Source organism: Salipiger bermudensis (assembly GCF_019801965.1).
Taxonomy (GTDB): domain Bacteria; phylum Pseudomonadota; class Alphaproteobacteria; order Rhodobacterales; family Rhodobacteraceae; genus Salipiger; species Salipiger bermudensis_A.
This window is the reverse complement of sequence record NZ_JAHVIA010000015.1, coordinates 1-17,798: the sequence shown is the minus strand read 5'-3', so window position 1 is coordinate 17,798 and position 17,798 is coordinate 1. Positions and strand designations below refer to the sequence as shown.

General features: G+C 67.5%; 20 protein-coding genes. 11 read left to right on the top strand and 9 right to left on the bottom strand.

The features are described from left to right. Positions 1 to 139 precede the first annotated feature (139 nt). Positions 140 to 400, bottom strand: a complete 261-nt coding sequence (locus KUV62_RS22205; RefSeq protein WP_007797838.1) for a DUF2312 domain-containing protein — start codon at positions 398 to 400, stop codon at positions 140 to 142. Positions 401 to 526: 126 nt separating this feature from the next. Between KUV62_RS22205 and KUV62_RS22200 the strand changes: the two genes are divergently transcribed. Continuing rightward, complete coding sequence (locus KUV62_RS22200; protein ID WP_007797836.1) at positions 527 to 742, top strand: hypothetical protein; 216 nt, start codon at positions 527 to 529, stop codon at positions 740 to 742. 51 nt (positions 743 to 793) lie between these two features. On the opposite strand, the gene KUV62_RS22195 is transcribed toward KUV62_RS22200, so the two are convergent. The 3 genes from KUV62_RS22195 to KUV62_RS22185 form a co-directional block, all read right to left on the bottom strand. Continuing rightward, positions 794 to 2,791 carry an enoyl-CoA hydratase-related protein gene (locus tag KUV62_RS22195; RefSeq protein ID WP_222605945.1) on the bottom strand — a complete coding sequence of 666 codons (1,998 nt, stop codon included), beginning with the start codon at positions 2,789 to 2,791 and terminating at the stop codon, positions 794 to 796. Positions 2,792 to 2,911: 120 nt separating this feature from the next. Further along, positions 2,912 to 3,136, bottom strand: coding sequence for a hypothetical protein (locus tag KUV62_RS22190; RefSeq protein WP_222605944.1), 225 nt, complete (start codon positions 3,134 to 3,136; stop codon positions 2,912 to 2,914). Positions 3,137 to 3,175: 39 nt separating this feature from the next. Continuing rightward, positions 3,176 to 3,502 (bottom strand): TraR/DksA family transcriptional regulator, encoded by a 327-nt coding sequence (locus KUV62_RS22185; RefSeq protein WP_222605943.1) that lies wholly within the window; start codon positions 3,500 to 3,502, stop codon positions 3,176 to 3,178. Between the two features lie 143 nt (positions 3,503 to 3,645). On the opposite strand from KUV62_RS22185, the gene KUV62_RS22180 reads away from it, so the two are divergent. From KUV62_RS22180 to KUV62_RS22165, 4 genes are all read left to right on the top strand, one after another. Beyond that, complete coding sequence (locus KUV62_RS22180; RefSeq protein WP_222605955.1) at positions 3,646 to 4,509, top strand: MBL fold metallo-hydrolase; 864 nt, start codon at positions 3,646 to 3,648, stop codon at positions 4,507 to 4,509. Positions 4,510 to 4,619: 110 nt separating this feature from the next. Beyond that, positions 4,620 to 5,045: a YeeE/YedE family protein gene (locus KUV62_RS22175; protein WP_222605942.1), complete on the top strand. Its 426-nt coding sequence runs from the start codon at positions 4,620 to 4,622 to the stop codon at positions 5,043 to 5,045. Between the two features lies 1 nt (position 5,046). Next, entirely contained in the window at positions 5,047 to 5,484 is a 438-nt protein-coding gene (locus KUV62_RS22170; protein WP_222605941.1) for a DUF6691 family protein, read from the top strand. Between the two features lie 16 nt (positions 5,485 to 5,500). Next, a complete protein-coding gene (locus KUV62_RS22165; RefSeq protein WP_410000889.1) occupies positions 5,501 to 5,926 on the top strand; it encodes a TIGR01244 family sulfur transferase in 426 nt (141 codons plus the stop codon). A 7-nt stretch (positions 5,927 to 5,933) separates the two neighbouring features. Here KUV62_RS22165 and KUV62_RS22160 read toward each other — a convergent pair whose 3' ends face one another. The 5 genes from KUV62_RS22160 to KUV62_RS22140 form a co-directional block, all read right to left on the bottom strand. Beyond that, the gene (locus KUV62_RS22160) at positions 5,934 to 7,124 is read right to left on the bottom strand and encodes a FliM/FliN family flagellar motor switch protein (RefSeq protein ID WP_222605939.1); all 1,191 of its coding nucleotides are present in this window, start codon (positions 7,122 to 7,124) and stop codon (positions 5,934 to 5,936) included. A gap of 96 nt (positions 7,125 to 7,220) precedes the next feature. Further along, positions 7,221 to 9,902, bottom strand: coding sequence for an ATP-binding protein (locus tag KUV62_RS22155; protein WP_410000887.1), 2,682 nt, complete (start codon positions 9,900 to 9,902; stop codon positions 7,221 to 7,223). Then, a complete protein-coding gene (locus KUV62_RS22150) occupies positions 9,899 to 10,204 on the bottom strand; it encodes a hypothetical protein (RefSeq protein WP_222605938.1) in 306 nt (101 codons plus the stop codon). Before KUV62_RS22150 ends, KUV62_RS22155 begins: the two co-directional genes overlap by 4 nt. Next, entirely contained in the window at positions 10,201 to 10,575 is a 375-nt protein-coding gene (locus KUV62_RS22145) for a response regulator transcription factor (RefSeq protein ID WP_222605937.1), read from the bottom strand. Before KUV62_RS22145 ends, KUV62_RS22150 begins: the two co-directional genes overlap by 4 nt. 102 nt (positions 10,576 to 10,677) lie before the next feature. Further along, positions 10,678 to 11,988: a helix-turn-helix domain-containing protein gene (locus KUV62_RS22140; RefSeq protein ID WP_222605936.1), complete on the bottom strand. Its 1,311-nt coding sequence runs from the start codon at positions 11,986 to 11,988 to the stop codon at positions 10,678 to 10,680. 223 nt (positions 11,989 to 12,211) lie between these two features. Here KUV62_RS22140 and KUV62_RS22135 point away from each other — a divergent pair, with 223 nt between their 5' ends. The 6 genes from KUV62_RS22135 to KUV62_RS22110 all read left to right on the top strand — a co-directional run. Beyond that, positions 12,212 to 13,558 (top strand): substrate-binding protein, encoded by a 1,347-nt coding sequence (locus KUV62_RS22135; RefSeq protein ID WP_222605935.1) that lies wholly within the window; start codon positions 12,212 to 12,214, stop codon positions 13,556 to 13,558. A gap of 111 nt (positions 13,559 to 13,669) precedes the next feature. Beyond that, entirely contained in the window at positions 13,670 to 14,701 is a 1,032-nt protein-coding gene (locus tag KUV62_RS22130) for a branched-chain amino acid ABC transporter permease (RefSeq protein ID WP_222605934.1), read from the top strand. 3 nt (positions 14,702 to 14,704) lie between these two features. Further along, positions 14,705 to 15,907 (top strand): branched-chain amino acid ABC transporter permease, encoded by a 1,203-nt coding sequence (locus KUV62_RS22125; RefSeq protein ID WP_222605933.1) that lies wholly within the window; start codon positions 14,705 to 14,707, stop codon positions 15,905 to 15,907. An 11-nt stretch (positions 15,908 to 15,918) separates the two neighbouring features. After that, positions 15,919 to 16,674: an ABC transporter ATP-binding protein gene (locus KUV62_RS22120; RefSeq protein ID WP_222605932.1), complete on the top strand. Its 756-nt coding sequence runs from the start codon at positions 15,919 to 15,921 to the stop codon at positions 16,672 to 16,674. Between the two features lie 12 nt (positions 16,675 to 16,686). Then, positions 16,687 to 17,442, top strand: coding sequence for an ABC transporter ATP-binding protein (locus tag KUV62_RS22115; protein ID WP_222605931.1), 756 nt, complete (start codon positions 16,687 to 16,689; stop codon positions 17,440 to 17,442). A 183-nt stretch (positions 17,443 to 17,625) separates the two neighbouring features. Further along, positions 17,626 to 17,798 (top strand): acetyl-coenzyme A synthetase N-terminal domain-containing protein (locus KUV62_RS22110; RefSeq protein ID WP_222605953.1); only part of this gene is annotated, 173 nt, incomplete at its 3' end.

Sequence of the window (17,798 nt, the reverse complement as noted above, 5' to 3'; positions counted from 1 at the left end):
CAGGGCGTGGTCTCGGGACGACACGCGCAGCGGTCTGCCATGCGCCTGGCAGCGGCGTCAGCCGGCCTGCCCGAGGGCGCAGGGACGTGGTGGCGCCCCTGCGGATCTCTGCATCCGCGGCCCGTGACGGGCGGCGGGCTCATTCCATGCCGAGCGCGGCCTTGTACATCTCGAGCACCGCCTCTTCTTCGGCGATGTCGTCCTTGTCGCGCTTGCGCAGGGCGATCACCTTGCGCAGCACCTTGACGTCGTAGCCGCGGCCCTTGGCCTCGGCCATGACCTCTTTCTGCTGGTCGGCGACCTCTTTCTTTTCCGCCTCGAGGCGCTCGTAGCGTTCTATGAAGCTGCGCAGCTCGCCTGCCGCGACGCCGTAGCTGTTGCTCGAACCTTCGTCTTGCATCGGTTGTGTCTCCTGCCGGTATGGCGCCCTGATTACTCCAGCCCGCGCGCGACCATCAAGGGGTTGCGACAGGCCACGCGATGGATTACCGCAGGCCGGGTTTTCCGGGAGTGAAGGACGATCGCGATGGAATGGCTGATCTGGCTGGGTGCGCTGATCTCGGTGCTGGGGCTTCTGGGCCTGCTGTTCTGCATTGCGCGGGTCTGGGGCGCGCGCCGCAAGGGGCTCGACGACGAGGCGCTGCGCGAGGTCGTGCGCAAGGTCGTGCCGCTCAACATGGGCGCGCTGCTGTTCTCGGTGCTTGGGCTGATGATGGTCATCATGGGCATCTTCCTGGGCTGAGCGGCCCCGCCCCCTCCCCCCTGTTCTTGAGATGCGGTCCGGGCCGGCGGCTCAGCCGTTCAGCGCCTCGAAGCTGCGGCCGTTCTTGATCAACTCGTCGAACACCGGCTCCGGCGTCCAGAAGGCGCGGTCCGGATGGTCGAGCCCGTCCATCGCACGCCGCACCGAGAGCAGGCCATAGACCCCCACCAAGTGCATCGGGCCGCCGCGCCAGCGCGGCAGGTCGAGCGCGAGCGTCGCCACGACATCGATGTCGGAGGGGCGCTGCGCCATCTTCGCGGCCAGCATCCGTGCGCCCTCGTTGGCCATCGCCCCGAAGACCAGCCGGCGCATCTGCTCGTGCGGCATGGCCGCAGCCGGCGGCCGCTCCGCATCGAGCAGCGCCGTCAGCGTGTCATCCTCGACCGGCAGGGAAGGCTGGCCCTGCCAGAGATAGAAGCCGCGCCCGGCGGCCCGGCCAAGGCGCTGATCGCCAACCAGGATCTCGGACCAGTTGCGCGCGCCCTTGGCACGGGGCCGCTTGGCGAGCTCTTCCAGCCCGCGCATGTCGGCGGTCTGGAACGGTGGCCGCTGCCAGCCCCAGTCGCGGAAGGCACGGTCGATCTCGCAGGGGTGTTGGCCGAGATCGACCAGCGCCTCGGCGGCGCGCTGGCAGGCCGCGAACAGCCGTGACGCGATGCTCTCGCCCCGCGACTGCACCCGCACCGGGATCTTGTCGAGGGCGCGCGCCAGCGCCCGGGCCGCGACGATCTGGGCAGGCATCGCCGCCGGACCGACGATCACCTCGATCAGCGGGGCGGCGTGGATCGGCGGCGCAAAGCGCAGGCCGAGCTGGCGCACCTTCCCCGGGAAGGCGGAGACCCGCGGAATGCCCTCGGGCGCGGGCACGTCGCCCTGCCCGCGCGCCGCATGCACGATCATCTCGACGCCCTCTGCCATCGCCGCGCTGTCCCCGATGCGCAGGTCGGCGAGCCGGTCGAGCGCGTCGTCCTCGCTGATCGCGCCGCGGCTGACGAAGCCGTCGAACACGTCGCGCAGACGCGGCACCCCCTCGCGCAGCGCCGCCGGATCCCGGGTGCCCCACTGCACCGCGATGCCGCGGACCAGCGCGGCAAAGACCAGCTGGATCGCCAGCGGGCCACCGCCGAGCACGGCGATGCGCTTGAGCTCCGGCAGCGGCGCCCCTTCCGGCAGATCGAGACGCCGCGCCCGGTGTTCGGCCACGAAGGCGGCGCGCAGGGCGCGGGATTGCTCGGAGCTGCGGCAGGTCTCGCCGGCATCGGCCTCGAAGGCGAGCCCGGCCTCGAAGGGCAGCAGGATCGCCGCCTCGACCGCCGCGACGATCTCGCGCGGGGCAAGCTCGGGCGCCCCGGAGAGCGCCTCGCGCCGTTCGGCCACCGCCTGCTGGTAGCCCCTGGGATCCAGGAAGCCGCGGCGGATCTCGGAGGTCGGGCGCGTCGCGCCCCCTTCCTCGCGCACCGCCGCGACGAGATCGGCGGCCGCGCCCGGCAGGTCTTCGTCGACCACCAGGTCGGCAAGGCCGTCCGCGGGCCCGGTCTCGATGTCGAAAGGGCCGCCGGTGAGCAGCATCTCGAGCGCGTGCGCCGCCCCAAGGAGCCGCGGCAGGCGCTGCGTCGCGCCGCCGGCGGGCATCAGGCCCAGCTTGACCTCGGGAAAGCCGATGCGGGTGCCGGCCTCGGCCACACGGTAATGCGCCGCTAGGGCTAGCTCGGCCCCGCCACCCAGCACCGTGCCGTGCAGCGCCGCCACCACCGGCAGCGGGCTGGCCTCGATGCGGTTGCACAGGTCGGAGAGCGTCGGCGCGACATCGGCCTTGTCGATCTCGGAGAGGTCGGCACCGGCGGCGAAGGTCGCCCCCGCGCCTTGCAGCACGATCGCGGACGCATCCTCGGCGGTGGCCTTGTCGAAAGCGGCGAGCAGCGCCGCGCGCAGATCGTGGACGAGCGCATTGGTCGGCGGGCTCGAGATGGTGATCCACACGACTCCGTCGCTGACCGAATACCCGATCGCATCCCGCGCTTCTGACATCTGCCCGTCCTTGCCTGCCGGCCCGTTTGCCGGCGCCTCTGCCCGCCGCGCTTATATGCGCGATCTGCGCTTATTAGACGGGAAACGGCGACTCATGGCAAGGTTGGAAACCGGGGCCGTTCAGATCGGCATGTTGTCGAACTGATCCTCGACCTCACTGTCGCCATCGGGGCGGACGAGATGCAGCGCTTCGGCGGGCACCTTGCCACCGCGCGCTTCCAGCTCTTCGATATGGCGCTCGAGATCCTCGAGCAGCTCCTTCTGCGCGGTCGCATCGGCCGAGGCCTCGGCCTCGCGGATGGCTTTCTCGAGTTCGACAATCCGGTTCTTCAGCGCTTCGATCATGGTCTCAATCCTCCTCATGGCTCCCGGGAGTGGCCCGGCCTAGGGATGCACCTGCGCGGCACAGCGCGTGCACAGCGCCGCATCCGGCAACAGATCGAGCCGCCCTTCCGGGATCGGCTCCCCGCAATTCACGCAAACCCCGTACTCGTCGTCTTCGATGCGGCGCAGCGCCGCGCGGATACGCGCGATCTCAGCCTGGCCGCTGCTGCCCAGCCGCTCGAGCACCTCGTCGCCCTCGCGTTCGGTCGCGCTGTCATCCCAGTCTTTCGGGCGCGGCGCATCGAGCGTCGTCTCGATCTCCTCCAGCCGTGCGCCCAGCTCCTCGAGCCTGTTGCATAACATGATTCTGTATTTTTCGTGCGACATGATGACGATCCCGCGGCCTCCTCCGAGTATAGTGATGAGACCATCGGCAGGTGATCGCCTTGACGCAGGTCAATCGCGAAAGAATCCTTGCAAACATATTCACGTTTACCTATGTGATTTGCGAAACGGAGGACCATCCCATGATCTCACCAGACGTCACCGCATTCTTCGACGAAGCCACCAACACGATCTCCTACGTCGTGCGCGATCCGTCCGGGTCGTCCTGCGCCGTGGTCGATTCCGTGCTCGACTTCGATTATTCCTCGGGCCGCACCGACACCCGCTCGGCGGATGCCATCATCGCCTTCGTCAAGGAGCACGATCTCAAGGTCGAATGGCTGCTCGAGAGCCACGTCCACGCCGACCACCTCTCCGCCGCGCCCTACATCCAGCAGGAAGTGGGCGGCAAGATCGGCATCGGCGAGCGCATCACTGTGGTGCAGGACACCTTCGGCAAGGTGTTCAACGAGGGCACCGAGTTCCAGCGTGACGGCTCGCAGTTCGACCGGCTCTTCGAGGAGGGCGACAGCTTCCACATCGGGCAGCTGCGCGGCGACGTGCTGCACACGCCCGGCCACACCCCGGCCTGCCTGACCTATGTCATCGGCGATGCCGCCTTCGTCGGCGACACGCTGTTCATGCCGGATTTCGGCACCGCCCGCTGCGACTTCCCCGGCGGCTCGTCGGAAACGCTCTACAACTCGATCCAGAAGATCCTGTCGCTGCCCGACGAGACCCGTATCTTCGTGGGCCATGACTACAAGGCCCCGGGCCGCGACGAATACGCCTGGGAGACCACCGTGGGCGAGCAGAAGGCGCTCAACATCCACGTGGGCGAAGGCAAGTCGGCCGAGGAATTCGTCAAGATGCGCGACAGCCGCGATGCCACGCTGGCGATGCCGAAGCTGATCATCCCGTCGCTGCAGGTCAATATGCGCGCCGGCCAGATGCCGCCGGCCGACGAGAAGGGCGATGTCTTCCTCAAGGTGCCGGTCAACAAGCTCTGATCCGGAGCCCGTCTGCAATATGGCGCCCCCGTCGCGAACCGGGGGCGCCTTCTCTTTCCCTCCACGACACACGCAAGACACCACGCACGAACACGAAGGAAACGCGCAACATGGAACAGGACTGGATCTGGGGCCTGATCGGGGGCCTGCTGATCGGCACCGGCGGGGCGGTCTATCTGCTCTTCAACGGGCGCATCATGGGCGCCTCGGGCATCATCGGCTCGCTGGTCGACGGCAGCGCCGGCAACCTGAAATGGGAACGGCTGGTGTTTCTCGCCGGCGTCGTGCTGCTGCCGGTGCTGCTGATGCCGGTCTACCGCGAGGTCGACCCGCACATCACCGACAACACCGCCGTGCTGGTCGCCGCCGGATTGCTGGTCGGTCTCGGCACCCGTCTGGCCAATGGCTGCACCTCGGGCCACGGGGTCTGCGGCATGTCGCGCCTGTCGTTGCGCGGCTTCGTCGCCACCATCTGCTACATCTTCGCCGGCGGCGTCGGCGTGCTGATCTTCCGCCACCTCCTGGGAGTGATCTGAGATGCTCCGACTTGTCTTCTCCTTCATCGCGGGCGGCCTGTTCGGCGGCGGCCTGTTCATCTCGGGCATGACCGACACCTCCAAGGTGCAGGGCTGGCTCGACGTGTTCGGCGCCTGGGACCCGACGCTCGCCTTCGTCATGGGCGGCGCGATGATCCCGATGGCCATCGCCTGGCTGGTGGCCCGCAAGCGCCAGAGCTCGGTGCTCGGCGTGCCGCTGCCCCCTGCCCCCTCGCGCGAAATCGATCGCAAGCTGATCCTCGGCTCGGTGCTGTTCGGCATCGGCTGGGGCCTCGCCGGCCTGTGCCCTGGGCCGTCGATCGCGGCGCTAAGTTTCGGCGGCAGCGGTCTGTATGTTTTCGTGGCAGCCATGCTCACCGGAATGGTTGTGGCGCCTTTCGTAAGATCACGTCTGGACAAAGCCGTTCCTGCCGAGTGATATCGCCAGCATGGCTATGATCGAACTCACTCCCGGCTATTCCGTCGCGCCCCAGATCGCGCTCGAAGACATGCAGGCCGCCGCCGATGCGGGCGTCACGCTCGTGATCTGCAACCGCCCCGACGAGGAGGTTCCGCCGGAACTGTCTCATCGGGCGATGGAAGAGGCCGCGCGCGAGGCGGGGCTGGACTTTGCCTATATCCCGGTCACCAACGAGGGCCTGACCCTCGACCAGGTGACCCGGCAGGCGGAGCTTCTTGCCAAGGCCGAGGGCCCGGTGCTGGCCTATTGCCGCTCGGGCACGCGCTGCTCGATCGTCTGGGCGATGGGCAAGGCCGGCGAGCTGCCGGTGGACGAGATCCTCGCCACCACCGCCAAGGCCGGCTACCAGCTCGAGGGCATCCGCCCGACGCTCGAGACGCTGGCCGCCCAGAAGGGCTGAGCACGGCTCACTCCTCATCGAGCTCAAGCGGCGCGGCGGCGAAATCGAACTCCGCCCCGCCGCCTTCCTCTGCCTCCTCACCGGAGGCGAATTCCCCGCTGAAATCCGTGCCGAAATCGCCGCCGAACTCCCCGGTGCCGATGTCACCGGTATCGAAATCGCCACTGTCGAACTCCATCGGCGGCAGGTCCGGCAGGTCTTCGGCAATATCCATCTCCGGCTCGGGGAATGGCGCCGCGGCCGGCTGCATCGCATCCGGGACCGCAGCCTCCGACAGCAGCGGCCCGGGCGCCGCGCTGCCCTCCTCCGGCAGATCCGGTGGGCCGACACCCTCCGGCCAGGCCAGCCGCACCGCGCGCATGCCGTTGATCTGCCCCAGCCGCCCGCCCGCGACGCCGGAGCCATCCCCCGCCAGCAGCTCGACCCCGTCGAGCGCTTCGGCTGGCAGCGGGATCAGATCGCCGGGCTGCAGCCGCTCGGCGGCGGAGAGCGGCAGCACCAGCCGGTGCAGCACGGCATCCATGCGCACTGGAAGGAGCTTCATCTTCTGCTCATGCGGCCCCTCCTGCCCGGGCGCGCCGGCGTCTTCCGCGCTCTCGGGCTCCGGCCGGTCGGGCAGGAACAGCGCCAGCTCGCCGGTGCGCCGCCCGAGCGCCAGATCGACGGAAACGCGGAAGGCACGGTAGCCCGAGGCATCGAGCAGCAGCCCGGCGGTGCGGGCATCCTCGACCATCGCGCCGAAGCGGAACCCGGCGATCTGCGGCTGCAGGGGATGCTCCTCGAGATAGCGCTCGAAGCGCCCGAGCGCGCCGTCGATCATCGGCGCCATCATCGCCGCGTCGGTCTGGGTGAGCGGCCGCTCCTCGACCGGCATCTGGGTGACCTGGAGGATGGTCTGCACCTCGATCAGCCCGGTCATCACCGGGCGCTCGATCCGGGCCACGCCCGGAACCCCATCGGGCCCGTCGAGCAGGATCAGCAGCGCATCGCCGCCGAGCGCCGCAACGACCCCGTCCTGATCGAGATGCGCCTGCGCGACGCCGTGGGTCACGAGGGCGAGATCCCACAGCACGTCGGCGGTGCGCGACAGCGCCCGGCGCAGCGCCTTGGAGGGCGACATCGACCGCGCCTCGAGGGCGCGGCGGGCCGCGCTGGCCTTCTGGGCCAGAACCTCATCCTGTCTTGCGGGATCTCCCATCGTGCGGGCAGCCTGTTCTCGGGCGGACTCTGCCAAGTGTATGGGGGGATTTGGTTACCAAGGGCTTTAAAGCGCCCCTGAAACACGGACCGCGGCCTACTCCGCGGCCATCGCGATATCCGCCGGCAGCACCACCCGGAACGCCGCGCCGCCCTGCCCTTTCAGATACGAGATCTCGCCGCCCAGACGCGTGACGATCTGGCGGCAGATCGCCAGCCCGAGCCCTGCCCCGCCGGCCTTCTGGTCGCTGACCCGGCTGAATTTCTCGAAGATCACGTCCTGCGCCTCGGGCGAGATCCCGGTGCCGTTGTCGACGAAATCGATCACCAGCCGGTCGCTGCTGTGGACACGGATCTCAAGCGCCGGACGCGCGGCGTCGCAATATTTCCGGGCATTGGCGACGAGGTTGATGAAGACCTGGCTGAGCCGGTCAAGATCGGTGTTGAGCCAGACCTGCTCGGCCGCCGGATCGCGGCTGATGCGCAGCCGCGCGCCATGCTCGTCCGCCGCCGCCGCGGCCACCGCGCGGTCGAGCACGTCCGAGAGCAGCCCCTCGCGCAGGTTCAGGTTGACCTGGCCGTTCTCGAGCACCGACAAATCAAGCAGATCGTCGAGCAGGCGGGTCAGCCGGATCGCCTCGTCATGGATGATCGAGGAATACTTGTGCTGGTCCTCCGGCGCCAGCCCGGTGGTGTCGCGCAGGATCTCCGAGAAGGCCCGGATCGAGGTCATCGGCGTGCGCAGCTCGTGGCTGATCTGGCTCAGGAAGGCATCCTTCTGCACCGAGAGCCGGGTCAGCTTGGCATTGGCCTCGCGCAGCTGCGCGGCGGTGCGGGCCAGCTCCTGCGACTGCGCCTCGAGCCGCGCGGAATATTCCATCAACTGCGCCGTCTCGTCGGCCACCGCCATCAGGTCCTCGACAGAGACCGACATGCCGCCGACGATCTGCCCGACCATCGCATGCGCCGTGGCCGCGCCCACCGAGCCCGCCAGCTCGCGCTCCAGCGTCTCGAGGAAATTGGGCGTCGGTGCCGGCAGCGTCCCTGCCATGCCCTGCCGACGGGCCTCGCGCTCGAACAGGCGCTGCGCGTCGCGCGCGCCGAGGATGCGCTGCGCCATGATCATCAGATCCTCGGCCTGGGCCACCCGGCCGGTCCAGCTGCGCGGCGCGGCGGAATGCTCGAAGACGTTGACGAACTGCGCCCCCTGCAGGCGCTCGAGCGGGCCCGGGAAGCTCGCCAGCGAGGCCAGCACGAAGCCGCCGGTGTTGAGCGCCAGAGACCAGAACACCGCGTGCAGCAGCGGGTCGATGGCGTCGATCCCGAAGAGCGCGTGCGGGCGCAGCCAGCCGATGCCGAAGGGCCCCACCGTGCTCCAGCTCTCGGGCAGGAAGACGCCCGCCCCGAAGCTCGGCAGGAACAGCGTGTAACCCCAACAGCCGAAGCCCAGCGTCAGCCCCACCAGCGCCCCGAGCCGCGAGGCGCCGCGCCAGAAGATGCCCCCCAGCATCGCCGGCAGGATCTGCGCCAGCCCTGCAAAGCTGACGAGGCCGATCGAGGCCAGCGCCGCGCCGCCGCCCGACAGGCGATAGTAGAGATAGCCCAGCATCACCACGCCGATGATCGACAGCCGCCGCGCCAGCAGCACCACGCCGCGCACGTCGCCCGAGACCTTGGCGCCGCCGCCGGCGTAGCGCAGCCAGAGCGGCATGACGACGTGGTTCGACACCATGGTCGAAAGCGCAATGGCGGCGACGATGACCATCGAGGTGGCCGAGCTGAAGCCGCCGAGGAAGGACAGGACGGCCAGCCCGTCGCGGCCCTGGCTCAGCGGCACGGTGAGCACGAAGAGGTCGGGGTTGGAGCCCTCGGGCAGCATCTCGAGCCCGATCACCGCGATCGGCACCACGAAGAGGCTCATCAGCCCGAGATAGAGCGGGAAGGCCCAGCTCGCGGTGCGCAGGTGGGTCTCGTTCTCGTTCTCGACCACGAGCACCTGGAAGATCCGCGGCAGGCAGAGGAAGGCCGCCGCCGACAGCATCATCAGCCCGACCCAGCGGCCGCCGTCGATCTGCCACTGGCCGAGGCTCGAGGCGTCGATCTTCTCGAGCGTCCCCGAGACGCCTCCCGAAAGCCCCCAGACCACGAACACCCCCACCGCCAGAAGCGCCGCGAGCTTGACCACCGCCTCGACCGCGATCGCCATGACGACGCCGTTGTGGCGCTCGTTGGCGTCGAGGTTGCGGGTGCCGAAGATCACCGTGAAGAGCGCGAGACCGGCGGCGACCCAGAGCGCGGTGTGGCCCTGCTCCTCGCCGGTGGCGATGTCGCCGACGCCGAACACCTCGAAGCTCAGCGTCACCGATTGCAGCTGCAGCGCGATATAGGGCGTGGTGCCGACCACCGCGAGAATGGTCACGCCCACCGCCAGCAGGTTGGACTTGCCGTAGCGCGACGAGATCAGGTCGGCCACCGAGGTGATGCGCTGGCTGCGCCCGATGCGCACCAGCTTGCGCAGGATCCACCACCAGCCGATTAGGACCAGCGAGGGGCCGAGATAGATCGTCAGGTATTCGAAGCCCGAGCGCACGGCGGAGCCCACGGCGCCGTAGAAGGTCCAGGCGGTGCAGTAGATCGAGAGCGACAGCGTGTAGACGATCGGAGAGCGCAGCCAGCGCGCCTGTCCGCGCATCGCCGCGCGCTCGGCGGCGAAGGCCACGGCGAAGAGGAAGAGTGCGTAGGCGCTGCCGACGAAGACCAGCGTGTTGAGCATGGTCAAAACGCCTCCCCGCCTCGGGCCTCCGCGTCGGAACCGCCGTCGCGCGCCTGCGCCGCGAGCTTGGCCGAGAGCAGCCCGGCGCCGGCCACCAGAAGGATCCAGACGCCGAAGAGATAGAGGATGGCACTCGACGAGCGCACCGCCACCTCGCCATCCTCGCGCCAGAGCAGCGGGATCAGCCAGAGCAGCATGCCGATGAAGGGCAGCACCCGCGCGGCGTCGATCACGCGGCGGCGGCGGTAGGACTGCCGTTCGAGAAACACCGGGGGCTTGCCCCGGCGCGGCGGCCCGGCCTCCGTCATGAGGTCTCGGCCATCAGGGCGCGGACCTGCTCGAGCATCTCGGTGTTGGAGAAGGGCTTGGTCATGAAGGCGGAAACGCCCGCGCGCTCGGCCATCTCACGATCGCGCGACTGGCCGCGCGCGGTCAGCATCAGCACCGGCAGATCGGCGGTGCCGGCCTCCTCGCGCAGCTCGCGCAGGATGTCGTAGCCGCTCTTGCCGGGCAGCATGACGTCGAGGATCAGCAGGTCGGGCGTGCTGGCGCGCAGCTTGTCATTGGCGGTGGTGCCGTCGGAATGGGTCTCCACCGACAGCCCCTCGCGCGACAGGATGAAGCTGATCGCCTCGATGATATTCGGCTCATCCTCGATCAGCATCACTCGTTTCGACATGACGTTCCCTTCCCCGCACCGGGCAGCTTGGCCCTCCCCGAGCCAAAACCGTCCTCCCCCTGTAAAAAACTTATCGCCAATGTGGCGGCGGGTGTCAAAAGATCAAAAGCCCTGCGCCAGACCGTCGCCCAGCAGCGACGGCTCGCGGCGCGCCGGACAGGCAGCGCGCGGGCAGATGCGGCAGGTGATGCCCACGTCTTCAGGGGTCTCGGCGCCGCGTGGGCCCGCGGGCGCGATCATCATATGCGCCTCGAACACCGGCTCGCGGTTGACCTGCGGCGGCCCCGAGGGCTGGGCGAAGGCCATCGCGGTGACCGCACCGCTCTGGCGTCCGGCGGATTGCAGCACCCGGCTCAGCACCGACATCGGCCGGCTGAGCGCCGCGAAGAGCGGCCAGAGCGGGCAGTCGGCGCCAAAGCGCGGGATCGGGAAATCCGGCAGCGGCTTGCGGAAGGTGAAGACGCCCGAGGCATCGCAGATCGCCAGCCCGACGCTGCCGCAGGGCGCATCCGCCGGCAGCGTGGCGAGGCGGCGCATGGCGCGCGCCGGATCCGTGCCGAAGCGCCGCGCCAGCGCCAGCGGGTCAGTGCCGGTCACCACCACCGCCTCGAGCACCTTGTCAAGCGGCATCATCGCGGCATCCTCGGCGTAGCGCCGGAAGGCGCGGCGCAGCAGCGCCCGGGCGATCGGCGAGAGTTCGCGCCCGAGATCCTCGGCCACCGCGTCGGCCGCCTCGCCCGCGTCGAGCGGGGCGATGTGATACTGCGCCGCCTCGAACAGCGCGTCGACCTCCTCTTGCGGGGTGCCGCTCTCGGCCGCCGCCTTGCCCTCGGCCTCGAGATAGGAGGCGAGGCTGCGGCTGCTCTCGGCCAGCCGGGCGCTGTCTTCATAGATGTTGCGGTGGAAGCGGCGCTGCCAGTCCGGGTCGATCTCGCCGGGCTCGGCAAGGATCGAGGCGGTGGAGCGGATCGAGGTCACCGTCGAGAGCATCTCGTGCAGCGCATCGGCCAGGTGCGGGTCATGCGCCAGCCGGTCGGTCAGCGCCTCGACGCTGCGCTCCAGCGTCTCGATGCGCGCCCGGCTCTCGGCCAGCAGCCGCGCCCAGCCCGGGAAGCGCCCGGCAAACTCGTCGAGCCGGTCGAGCTCCGCCCCGGCCTCGCCCTCGCGCAGTGCCGCCTCGCGCAGCGCCCCGATCAGCGTGGCCTCGGCGCCCTCGGTCAGGACCGAGGGTTCGACGCCCAGGATCTCCGCCAGATCGAGCAGCAATTTTCCGCCGATTCTGCGCCTGTTGTGTTCGATCAGGTTGAGATAGGAGGCGGAAATATCAACGCGACGCGCGAGCTCGGCCTGCTTCATTCCGAGGATTATCCGCCTTTCGCGGATTCGCGAGCCGGTCAGCGTGTCGCGCGCCATGGGGCCTTTTCCTGTTCTTTCAACGCTTTTCTGCGCCGCAACATAAATTCATTTACAGAATACCTTAATATACTGTTCAGTCGTTGACAAAAAAATTGTTCGCAACAAGGCAGTTGTTGATCGGTTTACCTATACCGAGAAATACTGAATTTGCACTCAGGGGTGCACGCGCCGAGGGGAAGAGGAGCCCTTCCGCGCACTTTTACAAAATGGGAGGATTTTCATGTCCAAGACGACTCTGACTCGCCGTGGCGTGCTGAGAACGGGTGCCGTGGCCGGCGCCGGTGTCGCGCTGCCGACGATCTTTACCGCCTCGTCGGCCCGCGCCTTCACCAACGAGCCCACCGGCGGCTCGGTGACGCTGGGCTTCAACGTGCCGCAGACCGGCCCCTATGCCGATGAGGGCGCCGACGAGCTGCGCGCCTACGAGCTCGCCGTCGAGCACCTGAACGGCGGCGGCGATGGCGGCATGCTGCAGACCTTCTCGTCGAAGGCGCTGGAAGGCTCGGGCATCCTCGGCAAGAAGGTCGAGTACGTCACCGGCGACACCCAGACCAAGTCGGACGCGGCGCGGGCCTCGGCCAAGTCGATGATCGAGAAGGACGGCGCCATCATGATCACCGGCGGCTCGTCCTCCGGTGTGGCGGTGGCCGTGCAGGGTCTCTGCCAGGAGGCCGGCGTGATCTTCATGGCCGGCCTCACCCACTCCAACGACACCACCGGCAAGGACAAGAAGGCCAACGGCTTCCGTCACTTCTTCAATGCCTACATGTCGGGCGCGGCGCTGGCGCCGGTGCTGGCCAACGCCTATGGCAAGGACCGCAAGGCCTATCACCTGACCGCCGACTACACCTGGGGCTGGACCCAGGAAGAGTCGATCAAGGCGGCCACCGAGGCGCTTGGCTGGGAGACCGTCGAGGCAGTCAAGACGCCGCTCGCCCAGACCGATTTCTCGTCCTACATCGCGCCGGTCCTGAACTCGGGCGCCGACGTGCTGGTGCTCAACCACTACGGCGGCAACATGGTGAACTCGCTCACCAACGCGGTGCAGTTCGGGCTTCGCGAGAAGCAGGCCAACGGCAAGAACTTCGAGATCGTCGTGCCGCTGTTCTCGCGCCTGATGGCGCGCGGCGCCGGTGAGAACATCAAGGGCATTCTCGGTTCGACCAACTGGCACTGGTCGCTGCAGGATGAGGGCACCAAGGCCTTCGTGAAGTCCTTCGGCACCAAGTACGGCTTCCCGCCGAGCCAGGCCGCGCACACCTGCTACGTGCAGACCCTGCTCTACGCCGATGCCGTGCAGCGTGCGGGCTCGTTCGATCCCTGCGCCGTGGCCGAAGCCCTCGAGGGCTACGAGTTCGACGGGCTGGGCAACGGCCCGACCCTCTACCGCGCCGAGGACCACCAGTGCTTCAAAGACGTGCTCGTGGTGCGCGGCAAGGAGAACCCGACCTCGGAGTTCGACCTGCTCGAGGTCGTCGAGATCACCCCGCGCGGCCAAGTGGAATACGCGGCCGATCACCCGATGTTCGCGGGTGGCGCGCTCGGCTCCTGCAACCCGGGCGTCTGATCCAAAAACCAGAATACGTCTGCTGATCGCGTTGTCAGCGGCGTATCCCCAGCGTTCCCGGCTTTCCGCCGGGAGCGCACACCCATTCTTTGACCTCGAAGGCCACGGATCATGGACGCAATCATCCTTCAAATCCTGAACGGGCTCGACAAGGGATCGGCTTACGCGCTGATCGCCCTTGGTCTGACGCTCATCTTCGGCACGCTCGGTGTGGTGAACTTCGCCCACGGCGCGCTGTTCATGATCGGCGCCTTCTGCGCCGTCACCCTCAACCGGCTGCTCACCCTCTCGCACCAGGTCGTCGACGAGACCCGCACCGACTTTCTCGGCAACCCGCTGAAGGTCGACGTGCCTTACGTGCAGGACATCTTCGGCGAGGTCACCGGGGCCGCGATCATCGACTGGTCGGTGCCGCTGGCGATCCTGTTCTCGATCCCGATCATGATCGGGATCGGCGTGATCATGGAGCGCGGCCTGATCAAGCATTTCTACAAGCGCCCGCACGCGGACCAGATCCTCGTGACCTTCGGCCTCGCGATCGTGCTGCAGGAGATCATCAAGCAGATCTTCGGCGCCAACCCGATCCCGACCCCGGCGCCCGACGTGTTCCGCGGCTCGTTCGATTTCGGCACCATGCTGGGCTTCGATCCCAACGTGATCATCTATCCGTACTGGCGCTTGGTCTATTTCGGCTTTGCCGCGATCATCATCGGCGCGGTCTTCGCTTTCCTGCAGTTCACCACCTTCGGCATGGTGGTCCGCGCCGGCATGGCCGACCGTGAGACCGTGGGCCTCCTGGGCATCAACATCGACCGCCGCTTCACCATCATGTTCGGCCTCGCCGCCGCCGTGGCGGGCCTCGCCGGGGTGATGTACGCCCCGATCAACTCGCCAAACTACCACATGGGCATGGACTTTCTGGTACTGAGTTTCGTGGTTGTGGTCGTCGGCGGCATGGGCTCGCTTCCGGGCGCCGTGCTCGCCGGCTTCCTTCTCGGCATTCTCGAGAGCTTCGCGTCGATGAACGAGATCAAGTCGATCCTTCCCGGCATCGACCAGATCATCATCTATCTCGTCGCCATCATCATTCTGCTGACCCGTCCGAGGGGCCTGATGGGCCGCAAGGGCGTGATGGAGGACTGACCCATGTTCGGACTCGGCAAAAAAGACCTCACCCTGTTCCTGATCGTCGCGGTGATGGCGCTGTTCGCACCCTTCATCCTGAACCCCTTCCCCACCGATAGCGGCATGGCGCAGTTCAACGCGGGCTATCCCGACCTGATGCAGCGCTTCGTGATCTTCGGCATCCTCGCCATCGGCTTCAACATCCTGTTCGGCCTGACCGGCTATCTCAGCTTCGGGCACGCCGCCTTCCTCGGCGTGGGCTCCTATGCCGCGGTGTGGATGTTCAAGCTGCTGAGCATGAACGTCATCCCGGCGATCCTGCTGTCGATGATCGTCTCGGGCCTGTTCGCGGTGGTGATCGGCTATGTCAGCCTGCGCCGCTCGGGGATCTACTTCTCGATCCTCACGCTGGCTTTCGCGCAGATGAGCTACAACCTCGCCTACTCGGTGCTCACCCCGATCACCAATGGCGAGACCGGCCTGCAGATCACCCTCGACGATCCGCGCATCCTCGGCGTCTCGGCCACCGCCGATGGCGGCATCCCGGTGACCAACCTCTTCGGCCTCGAGATGCGCAGCTTCGAGACCCTCAACATCGGCCCCTGGGCATTCCAGTTCTCGGTCGGCTACTACGTCGCCGCGATCATCATGCTGATCTCGTTCTACGTCGCGATCCGCATCTTCCGCTCGCCCTTCGGGATGATGCTGCGCGCCATCAAGTCGAACCAGAACCGGCTCTACTACACCGGCCTCAACGCGCGGCCCTACACGCTCGCGGCCTTCGTGATCTCGGGCATGTATGCCGGGCTCGCCGGCGGCCTGCTGGCCTGCATGGACCCGCTCGCCGGCGCCGAGCGCATGCAGTGGACCGCCTCCGGCGAGGTCGTCCTGATGACCATCCTCGGCGGTGCAGGGACCCTGATCGGGCCGGTGCTGGGCGCGGGCTTCATCAAGTATTTCGAGAACATCTTCTCGAAGATCAACGATCAGGTCGTGCATGCCTGGGTTTCCTTCCTGCCCGACGGGCTAGAGAACTTCGTGGTCGCCATCATCCACCCCTTCGTGGGCAAGGGCTGGCACCTGACGCTGGGCCTGATGTTCATGCTGATCGTGATCTTCCTGCCCGGTGGCCTGGTCGAAGGCGGACAGCGCATCTCGCGCCGCCTGCGCCGCAAACCGGCCGAGGACGACGCCAAGTCGGCCAGCACCGAACCCGCTGAATAAGGAGAGCGAGAATGGGCATTCTTGAAGTCAAGGACGTCAACAAGCGCTTCGGCGGGCTGAAGGCGCTGTCCGAGGTCAATCTCTCGGTGGTCGAAAACACCGTGCACGCGATCATCGGCCCGAACGGCGCCGGCAAGTCGACGCTGCTCAACTGCCTCGTCGGCAAGCTGATCCCGGATACCGGATCCGTGATGTTCGACGGCCAGTCGGTACTGGGGCGGAAACCGTTCGAGATCAACCAGATGGGCATCAGCCGAGTGTTCCAGACGCCGGAAATCTTCGGCGACCTGACGGTGATGGAGAACATGATGATCCCGCTCTTCGCCAAGCGCGACGGGGTCTTCCGCCTGCACGCCATCGAGTCGGTCGAGAGCGAGCGCGCGCTGCGCGAGCGCGCCGAGCAGATGCTGGAAGACGTCAACATGCTCGACAAGCGGCACATGCACTCGGCGTCGATGTCGCGCGGCGACAAGCGGCGGCTCGAGATGGCGATGTGCCTGGTGCAGGAGCCGCGGCTGCTGCTGCTCGACGAGCCGACGGCGGGCATGGCGCGGGCCGACACCAACAACACCATCGACCTGCTCAAGCAGATCAAGGCCAGCCGCGACATCACCATGTGCATCATCGAGCATGACATGCACGTGGTGTTCAGCCTCGCCGACCGGATCACCGTGCTGGCGCAGGGCACCCCCCTCGTCGAGGACGTGCCGGAGAAGATCAAGGGCCACCCCAAGGTGCAGGAAGCCTACCTGGGCGAGCATGCGTAAGGAGACCAGGGAATGAACGTCAGACCGGATTTTTCCAAGCACGGCAACAAGGCCGAGACCGCCCCGGCCTTCCTCTCGGTGTGGGACATGCACTCCTATTACGGCGAGAGCTACATCGTGCAGGGCATCAACTTCAACGTCCACGAAGGCGAGATCCTCGCGCTTCTGGGCCGCAACGGCGCCGGCAAGACCACGACGCTGCGCTCCATCGCCCGCATGGACAGCCCGCAGGTGAACCACGGCGAGATCTGGCTCGATCACCAGCCGCTGCACAAGATGACCTCGTACCAGGCCGCCGCCGCGGGGCTCGGGCTGGTGCCCGAGGATCGCTGCATCATCCCCGGCCTGACGGTCGAGGAGAACCTGCAGCTGGCGCAGATCGCGCCGCCGATCGGCTGGTCGCTCGAGCGGCTCTACGATCTCTTCCCGCGGCTCGGCGAGCGCCGCAAGCAGGAGGGGGTGACGCTCTCGGGCGGCGAGCAGCAGATGCTGGCCATCGCCCGGGCGCTGGCGCGCGACATCAAGGTGCTGCTGCTCGACGAACCCTACGAAGGTCTTGCCCCGGTGATCGTCGACGAGATCGAGAAGACCCTGCGCCACGTCAAGGAGCAGGGCATGACGACGATCCTGGTGGAGCAGAACGCGGTGCGCGCGCTGCAGCTGGCCGACCGGGCGATCATCCTCGACACCGGCTCGATCGTGTTTGACGGCACCGCTGCGGAGGTGCTTGAGAACGAAAGCCTGCGCGCCGAATATCTCGCCATCTGAGCCGCGATTTCAATGGCTTGCGCGCGGCGGGCCCGACCCGCCGCGCCGTTACCGCCTCCTTGACCGGGTAACAAGTGCAAAATTTCAGCGCGGGTTGCTGAAACATTCCACCAAATGCCTATTGCCATCCCTCCCTTGGCGCGCTTCCCTTGCGCATCGAATTCCGAGGAGGAGGAGACCCCCATGTCCGCACCCTACCCGCCGTCATCCGATTTCGTGTCCAACGCGCATGTTGACGCTGCGAAATACGACGAGATGTATGCCCGCTCGATCAGCGACCCGGAGGGGTTCTGGGCCGACGAGGCGCAGCGGCTCGACTGGATGGCCCGGCCGACCAAGATCAAGAACACCAGCTT